This window comes from Bartonella sp. AP19HLJMH (genome assembly GCF_042196245.1).
GTDB lineage: Bacteria > Pseudomonadota > Alphaproteobacteria > Rhizobiales > Rhizobiaceae > Bartonella.
Genome location: NZ_JBHIPX010000004.1, coordinates 121,754 through 128,999, shown reverse-complemented (window position 1 = coordinate 128,999; position 7,246 = coordinate 121,754). Strand labels below are relative to the sequence as shown.

9 protein-coding genes and 1 pseudogene are annotated in these 7,246 nt (G+C 40.4%); 7 read left to right on the top strand and 3 right to left on the bottom strand.

The window, feature by feature from the left end; genetic code table 11:
* The 7 genes from ACFINR_RS03725 to ACFINR_RS03695 all read left to right on the top strand — a co-directional run.
* Positions 1-266 (top strand): phage antirepressor KilAC domain-containing protein (locus ACFINR_RS03725; RefSeq protein ID WP_375652539.1); only part of this gene is annotated, 266 nt, incomplete at its 5' end.
* A 140-nt stretch (positions 267-406) separates the two neighbouring features.
* Complete coding sequence (locus tag ACFINR_RS03720; protein ID WP_375652535.1) at positions 407-1,201, top strand: ERF family protein; 795 nt, start codon at positions 407-409, stop codon at positions 1,199-1,201.
* Between the two features lies 1 nt (position 1,202).
* Positions 1,203-1,826, top strand: coding sequence for a lambda exonuclease family protein (locus ACFINR_RS03715; protein ID WP_375652532.1), 624 nt, complete (start codon positions 1,203-1,205; stop codon positions 1,824-1,826).
* Between the two features lie 111 nt (positions 1,827-1,937).
* Positions 1,938-2,429 carry a hypothetical protein gene (locus ACFINR_RS03710; protein WP_375652530.1) on the top strand — a complete coding sequence of 164 codons (492 nt, stop codon included), beginning with the start codon at positions 1,938-1,940 and terminating at the stop codon, positions 2,427-2,429.
* The gene (locus ACFINR_RS03705; RefSeq protein WP_015856311.1) at positions 2,426-2,881 is read left to right on the top strand and encodes a hypothetical protein; all 456 of its coding nucleotides are present in this window, start codon (positions 2,426-2,428) and stop codon (positions 2,879-2,881) included. Before ACFINR_RS03710 ends, ACFINR_RS03705 begins: the two co-directional genes overlap by 4 nt.
* Before the next feature lie 75 nt (positions 2,882-2,956).
* Positions 2,957-3,205, top strand: a complete 249-nt coding sequence (locus ACFINR_RS03700) for a hypothetical protein (RefSeq protein ID WP_015857131.1) — start codon at positions 2,957-2,959, stop codon at positions 3,203-3,205.
* 2 nt (positions 3,206-3,207) lie between these two features.
* The gene (locus ACFINR_RS03695) at positions 3,208-4,245 is read left to right on the top strand and encodes a tyrosine-type recombinase/integrase (protein WP_375652526.1); all 1,038 of its coding nucleotides are present in this window, start codon (positions 3,208-3,210) and stop codon (positions 4,243-4,245) included.
* Positions 4,246-4,297: 52 nt separating this feature from the next.
* On the opposite strand, the gene ACFINR_RS03690 is transcribed toward ACFINR_RS03695, so the two are convergent.
* From ACFINR_RS03690 to ACFINR_RS03680, 3 genes and pseudogenes are all read right to left on the bottom strand, one after another.
* Positions 4,298-4,597: a HigA family addiction module antitoxin gene (locus ACFINR_RS03690; RefSeq protein ID WP_183194585.1), complete on the bottom strand. Its 300-nt coding sequence runs from the start codon at positions 4,595-4,597 to the stop codon at positions 4,298-4,300.
* A gap of 17 nt (positions 4,598-4,614) precedes the next feature.
* Entirely contained in the window at positions 4,615-4,896 is a 282-nt protein-coding gene (locus ACFINR_RS03685; protein WP_183194586.1) for a type II toxin-antitoxin system RelE/ParE family toxin, read from the bottom strand.
* Positions 4,897-5,104: 208 nt separating this feature from the next.
* Positions 5,105-7,101 (bottom strand): annotated as a pseudogene (locus ACFINR_RS03680) (hemagglutinin repeat-containing protein); the annotation flags it as partial.
* Between the last annotated feature and the right edge of the window lie 145 nt (positions 7,102-7,246).

Here is a 7,246-nt window from a genome sequence, read left to right as displayed (position 1 = left end):
TCAGTCTTACAGAAGCCGCTAAAATACTCGAGATGCAACCAAAACAATTCATTCAATTCTTACAGCAAAAAGGGTGGGTTTACAGACGAGCAGCAGGTGGAAATTTGCTTCCTTATCAAGACAAAATCCAAAAGAAACTTATGGATTGTCCAACCATCACACTTCAAACCGCAAGTGGAATAGAAAAAGTCATTCCTTGCGCAAAAGTCACAGCAAAAGGAATTGGTGTGCTGTCTCAAGAGCTTAAAAGACAAAGCATGCATTAAGAGCAACAATTATGGAAAAGAAATACGAACGACTAATCTTATAGTATCTCTATAAACCGTTTCTAACCACACAAACAACTTTTTAAAACAAGCGTGATTCACGCCACGGGGGAATTGCGCTCAAATAGGAGGAAATCAAGATGAGGGAACAAAACACTAACCTAACAGAAATTGAAGAACCACATCATTTAGCCGTCGAACAAACTGCTATGGAACGCATTTTAAATAAAGCCTTAGGAAATGACGTCGATATGGACCGTCTCGAGCGTCTCATTGCCTTACGAGAAAAAGAAATAGAACGACAAAACTACGAAAGATTTGCCAGTGATCTTTCGAATATGCAAATAGAATATCAAAAAATACAAAAAAACTCTACAAACACCCATACAAACAGCCAATATGCAACCCTTGACCAGTACATTGATGCTGTAAAAAATACTCTTGCAAAACACCGATTTGCTTTGTTTTCTCGTATCAAAGAACAGAGTTCAGACAATATAATTATAGAAATGACTTTGACGCATCCGTCTGGAAATAAAATCTCAACAGAAGGAAAGTTTCCTTATGACACGAAAGGATGCAAGTCAAATATACAATCGGTTGGTTCTGCAATCACATACGCACGCAGATATCTGTTAGGTATGCTTCTTAATGTCGTGAGTGAAGATGATGATACGGATGGGAACACACCTATTAAAAAGGCTTTTCCACAACAGATCAATGAAATCAGAAGACTCATCGTACAAACCCAAGCAGAAGAAGAAAAAATATTTGCTTATGTCGACGTCAAAAAGCTTGACGATATGTCTGAAGGACAAGCACAAACGGTATTGCATCTTTTGAAAAAGAAACAAAACAAGCAAAAGGTAGAAACAGATTCTACTATACAAGATGCCGATATAGCAACGCCACAAGAGCAACAAACGGCGGTGTGAGATGAAACAAAGAACAGCAGAATGGTTTCAAGCGCGCTTGGGTAAAGTCACTGCTTCAAACGTTTACAACGTACTCAGTAAGACAGCAAAAGGTTTGCCTACAAGTAAATATGAAGACTACAAAATCAAACTCATGACAGAACGCTTAATAGAGGGAATAAGCCAATCTTATACAACAGCGGCTATGCAATGGGGCATTGAACATGAAGAGAATGCCTTGAGAGAATATGAATTCATTTATGACACAGAAGTCACAAGATGCGGGTTTATCCCACACCCAAAAATGAAAATGGCGGGTGCAAGTCCTGATGGGTTCATTGGAGAGGACGGTTTAATTGAAGTCAAATGTCCACAATCAACAACTCATCTTCGTTTTTTTATGTATGACGAAATCAAGCCTGAATATCACGCACAAATGCAATTCCAAATGGCTTGTACAGGACGAAAGTGGTGTGATTTCATGAGCTATAATCCAAACTTTGTAGGCAGATCTACTGGTTTGAGAATGAAAATCAAACGCATCAACCGTGATGAGCAATACATTGAAGAGATTAATAAAGCGGTCGAAATCTTTTTAGGGGAAATAGAACAAGAGATGCAAAAGATTTTGGCAAAAGCTTCTTAAACCTATGGGGGTGCTCTCTCCTCCCAGCACCCCCACCCATTTACTAACAACTTTTAAGTAATGCATGATTCACGCTACGGGTGGATTGTGCGCAAATCAAGGAAATAAACCATGGAAAAGAAATATGAACTTACTGATGAAACAACTGAGGTTGATGGCAAAACTTTCCACCGCATTCGTGCCTTACGAGACTTTGGTGGTATTAAAGCAGACGACCTAGGCGGTCTTATAGAGCATGAAGGCAACTTATCCCATGAGGGCAATTGTTGGATTTGGTATAAGGCTTGTGTTTTTGGAGATGCACGTGTTTATGGCAATGCACTTGTTTTCGATGAAGCAAAAGTTTCCGATAATGCACATGTTTACGAGAGCGCACACGTTTTCGATGAAGCGCGCGTTTACGGTCGTGCAGAAATTTATGGAGAAGCAAAAGTTTACGGTGAGGCATACATTTACGATGGGGCGCGTGTTTACGGCAATGCGCAAGTTTACGGTGATGCGCATGTTTACGGTCATGCAAAAATTTACGGTGAAGCATGTGTATGTTGGGACGACTGGATTGATGGCGATAGAAGAATCTCAACTAGAGAACAAACCAGATGAGAAAATACGAACTGACTGATGAAACAATTGAGTTTGATGGATACATTACGCTTTACCGCATCCGTGCATTGAAAGACTTTGGAGATGTAAAGGCAGGTGATCTTGGCGGCTTTATAGAGCATGAAGACAATTTAAGTCATGAAAACGATTGTTGGATTTATAATGATGCCAAGGCGTATTTGTTTGCCAATATTTACGATAGCGCTAAGGTTTTTGATAACGCACAAGTTGCTTATAATGCAGAGATTTTTGGAAATGCAAAAATTTATAATAACGTCAAAATATATGGAGGTCATATTTTTGGAAGCGTAGAAATTTATGGAAATGTGGTTATCGATAATGATTCAAGAATTTATGGCGATACAAAAATTTATGATAATTCAGAAGCTTGTAAACGAACTATGACCGCCCAGAACGGCGACTCTTCAGCAAAAGACGACATTCCTTTCTAGCAACACAAACAAAATTTTAACACCAGCGTGATTCACGCCACGAGTGAATTACATCTAAAATGAAGGGGAATAAACATGCCACACCGCCCACCTACTATCACGCAACCAGCTATTGCTCGTGCTTTAAGAGAAGCTAAAAAACAAGGATGTGAACTCATAGAAATCAAACCTACAGGGGAATTATTAATTCATATCAATAAAACCATAACACCAACAACGACAGATAATACTTATAGCATTGACGATTTTCCACCACTTGAAAACGAGCAAGAAGACTACGAGACCAGCAAAAGTTGCCCCTCTGTCGACGGTATAAAGTTTTAGCCATGCCAAAACGCCGTCCACCGCATCTTGTTCGTGAACGTACACGCCATGGTAAAGTTATATGGTATGTACGTATTGGTCATGGACCACGGTTTCGGATTGAAGGAACCTATGGAACGCAAGAGTTTGTTGACAATTATATGCTGGCTATTAAACAAGCGCAAAATGGCTCCTCCAAAACAAAGAGGCGTACCAGACTCACAGAAGGGTCTTTCGATTGGTTGTTGCATCAGTATTTACAAAGCATGCAATGGCATAATCAATCAGAATCCACTAAAAAAGTTAAATATCGAATTCTGAATAATGTTTCTAAACATATCGGTGATCGTGCATATAAAAGCATAAACAAACAACACATTCTTGAAGCCGTAGACAGAAGGCGAGAGACCCCCGCGGCGGCAAAACATTTTTTGACCTCTTTAAACGGTCTCTTTAATTGGGCGGTTGATAATGCCCTTTTAAATAGAAATCCTGCCTTTAATATAAAAGCACCAAAATCTTTAAACAGTGGGGGATTGCTTCCATGGCTAGAAGAGGACATAGACAAATATTATCACCGTTGGTCACATGGTACACATGAACGCGTCTGGATTGATGTTCTTCTTTATACAGGCTTGCGTCGTGGTGATGCCGTTCGTATCGGCTGGAAAGACGTCAAAGATAATATCATTTATCTCAAAACAGAAAAGAGCCAATTTAAAACAGATGTTTTTCTTCCTATTTTACCAGAACTAGAGGAAACCCTTAAAATTGGTCCCATAGGTAATGAAACATTCATTTGTGGTAAAGGTGGAAATAAGCTTGTCAAAGAAAGTTTTGGCAACCTCTTTCGTGAAGCATGTAATGCGGCGGGTATTAAAAAATCAGCGCACGGATTGCGAAAATTAGCAGCAACACGTGCAGCCAATGCTGGTGCGACAGTTTCGCAAATGAAAGCGCTTTTTGGCTGGACAGAAGATAAAATGGCATCTCTTTATACCAAAACAGCCGATAGAAAACGCCTTGCAATAGAAGACATTAAAAAACTTCAAAAAGGTTAGAGCAACGGGCGGAAGCTAAAAAACTAAAGCCCCGTCAAAATTATAAACGAAATCAAAGCGACGTTTGATGTGCTTCAGAAACCAGAGGAGAAATAGGTGGTTGTGTCTGTTGCATTGTTTGCCATAAATTATAATTTGTTTGCATATCCAGCCAAAATTTCGCTTTACTAAAACCAGCTAGTTCTAATTTCACTGCAAGTTCGGTACTCATAGAGGCATGTCCGTTAATCACTCTTGATAGAGAAGCTCTTGTCATATGGAGATGATTAGCTAACTTTTGTATTGTTATCCCCATTTCGTCTAAGAAAGCTACTTTTAGAACTTCGCCCGGATGTGCGGGGTTATGCATCATTATTTTTGTTCCTTTCATCAATGGTAATCTTGATAATCAACAAGCTCCACATCTGTTCCTATAAAGCGAAAAGTAACACGCCAATTTCCATTCACCCATATAGAATAGTATCCTGTAAGTTCACCTTTAAGAGGATGCATTTTAAAGGCAGGTGCTTTCAACATTTCGGGCGTAGTAGCACTTGTTAAAGCCGTTAAGATAACGCGTAATTTCTTTACGTGATCTGGTCGAATAGCTTTTGTGGAACCTGTTGTATAAAATAATTTTAAGCCCTTATGTCTGAAACTCACAATTGCCATTAGCACCCCTTATCGTATACTATCACTATACGATTTATAAAAATAAGAGTCAAGTAAGATACTGGAAAATCTGATTACATATTTGGATAAAATGATTGAGAATAAGCTATAAAAAAGTTCGGGATAGACATAAAAATAAGTTAATAAAATCAATGGAATTAAAATTCCCTTACCTTTATATAAGTTATTGATTGCATATAAATGTAGCATTCCCACTCTGCTCATCATTTGCATAGACTGGATTGGTACCAGCGATAATATCGGCTCCAACACCATGGATGCTGCCTTTGTGGGCTTGCATATTAACAGCGCGTCCTGCTTCTATTGTACCTGTTACCGCAGTAGAGGTCTGAACAGAGGCTTCTGCCTTCTCTGTCTTAAAGCCCACGGTTACGCTAGCAGAAACATCAGCAATATCACGAATAGACTGTTTAAGGTTTCCACCCTTCATCTCATTATAAAGACCTTTGCCTTTGCTATAGAGATCATAGCCTTTTAGACCAGCAATAAGACCATTGCCGATTTTGTGTTTTGTATCCCCATGACCAAAACGTTTGGCTGCATCCTTTACATCTTTTACTGTACCAAGAATGCCCACATTGACAGAGCCTGTCACACCAGCAAAAGACTTTTCATGCTTTTCTTTTGCGTTAGAGGTATCATAGCTTTCTGATAGGGTGATATTATTGCCGGCATCCATGTTGACATCACGATCCGCCGAAACAATGGCTGCTTGTAAATTCACATCATTGTCAGCAGTAATCTGCACATCTTGGCGTGCCGTGATGTCTGATTGTGTGGAAGTGGTTTCCCATTGATCGCCCGTATCTTTGGCGCTTGCAATTCCAACACCTACAGAAGAACCGCTGTTGCTCTTTTCAAACTGAATGCCAAAGCCTGTACGTTCTTCTACAGAGTTTGACTTATGGCTATTATGACCAGGTGAAACATTCACATCATGCGCTGCGGTAAGATTAACATTTTCCCCTGCAAGATCAGAGCCAACAATTTTCACATCTTTTTTCTTGGCAGTGATATTGATCGTACCATCCGCATTGAGAGAAGAACCTTGATGCTCAAAACTCTCTTCATTTTCTGTCTTTCCCTCACTCCCGTATATCGACACAAAGCCCTTGCCTGATCCTACACCAAAACCTGTTTCATGGGTCTCTGAATGGCTTTTATGGTGATCTTGCATGCCATCAATCGTCACATTTTCTCCGCTCACATTGATATCTTGACCGGAAAGCAGATGAGAAGCAGAAATCTTGGCTTCTCCTTGTGCGTCTAACACGATGTTGCCCGTTGCCCCAAGGATAGAGGAGACCGTTGTGGTATGCGATTGAGAACTATCGGACGATTTCTCATGCAAAAAGCCACTTGATGACGATTGTGCTTGCTGGTCCAAGTGTTCTTGGGCGCCTTTGATGACAATCTTTCCCCCAGAGTGAATAGTAATATCCGCTTGTTTTTGATCTCCCAGTGCTTTCTCTCCTGATGTTTCCTCTGCCTTACCGGCTATGAGAGCGTCGAGGCGACAACTTCCGTGTTATTTCCTGAGTCAATGGCAATGCCTTCACCCCCTGTTATGCTTGACCCCACAACTTGGCGCACATCCATCTTGTTATGCTCAGATTTGCTGCTACTAAATGCTCCACCCTCTTTATGGTACGACATCTCATAATGTAAGCTATCCTCTGCATTATTGATCAGGACATCGTTGCTGGCTTTCAGCCCTACCTTGCCATCAGCCGCAATGGAACTACCTGTAATGCTAAGATCATGCGGTTTGCCATCCTGCCCTGCAATGACAGTGGTGTCACCTCCCGATTTTATCGAAGATCCAACGGCATGAGAGGCTTGCATATCCACTTTCGTGTTTTTGGTGCGAAGATGATACTCCATCTCATCGTTTCTTACCCCTATCGCTATTTCCCCTTGGGCACCAAGACCAACATTGCCCTTGGCATCTATATCGGAAGCAGCAATATGGATATCGCCACCCGATAGAACAGTGGTCTCTTTTCCAGAACTTAGATGAGAGCCATTGTGTAAAGCAACATGAGATGTTTCACTCCCACTCTGATTGTCCATGCTGTTGCGTGTGGCATCAATCGAAACATTCCTCTCAGCTTGCAAGAGGAGTTTATCCGTTGCTTGAACATCAGAGCCTAAAATATTCAAATCTTTTCCAGAGACATAAGTGGGCTTGATGTACTTTGAAAAATATTTATTTAAAAAAAATGTGTGAATACACAACAACAAGTGTATTCCGTTTAGGGCGTTCTGTTTTGCATGAGGAGTATGATCCCATTAAAAATGAAGAGATTAAGAGGAATAAAATAGAGAT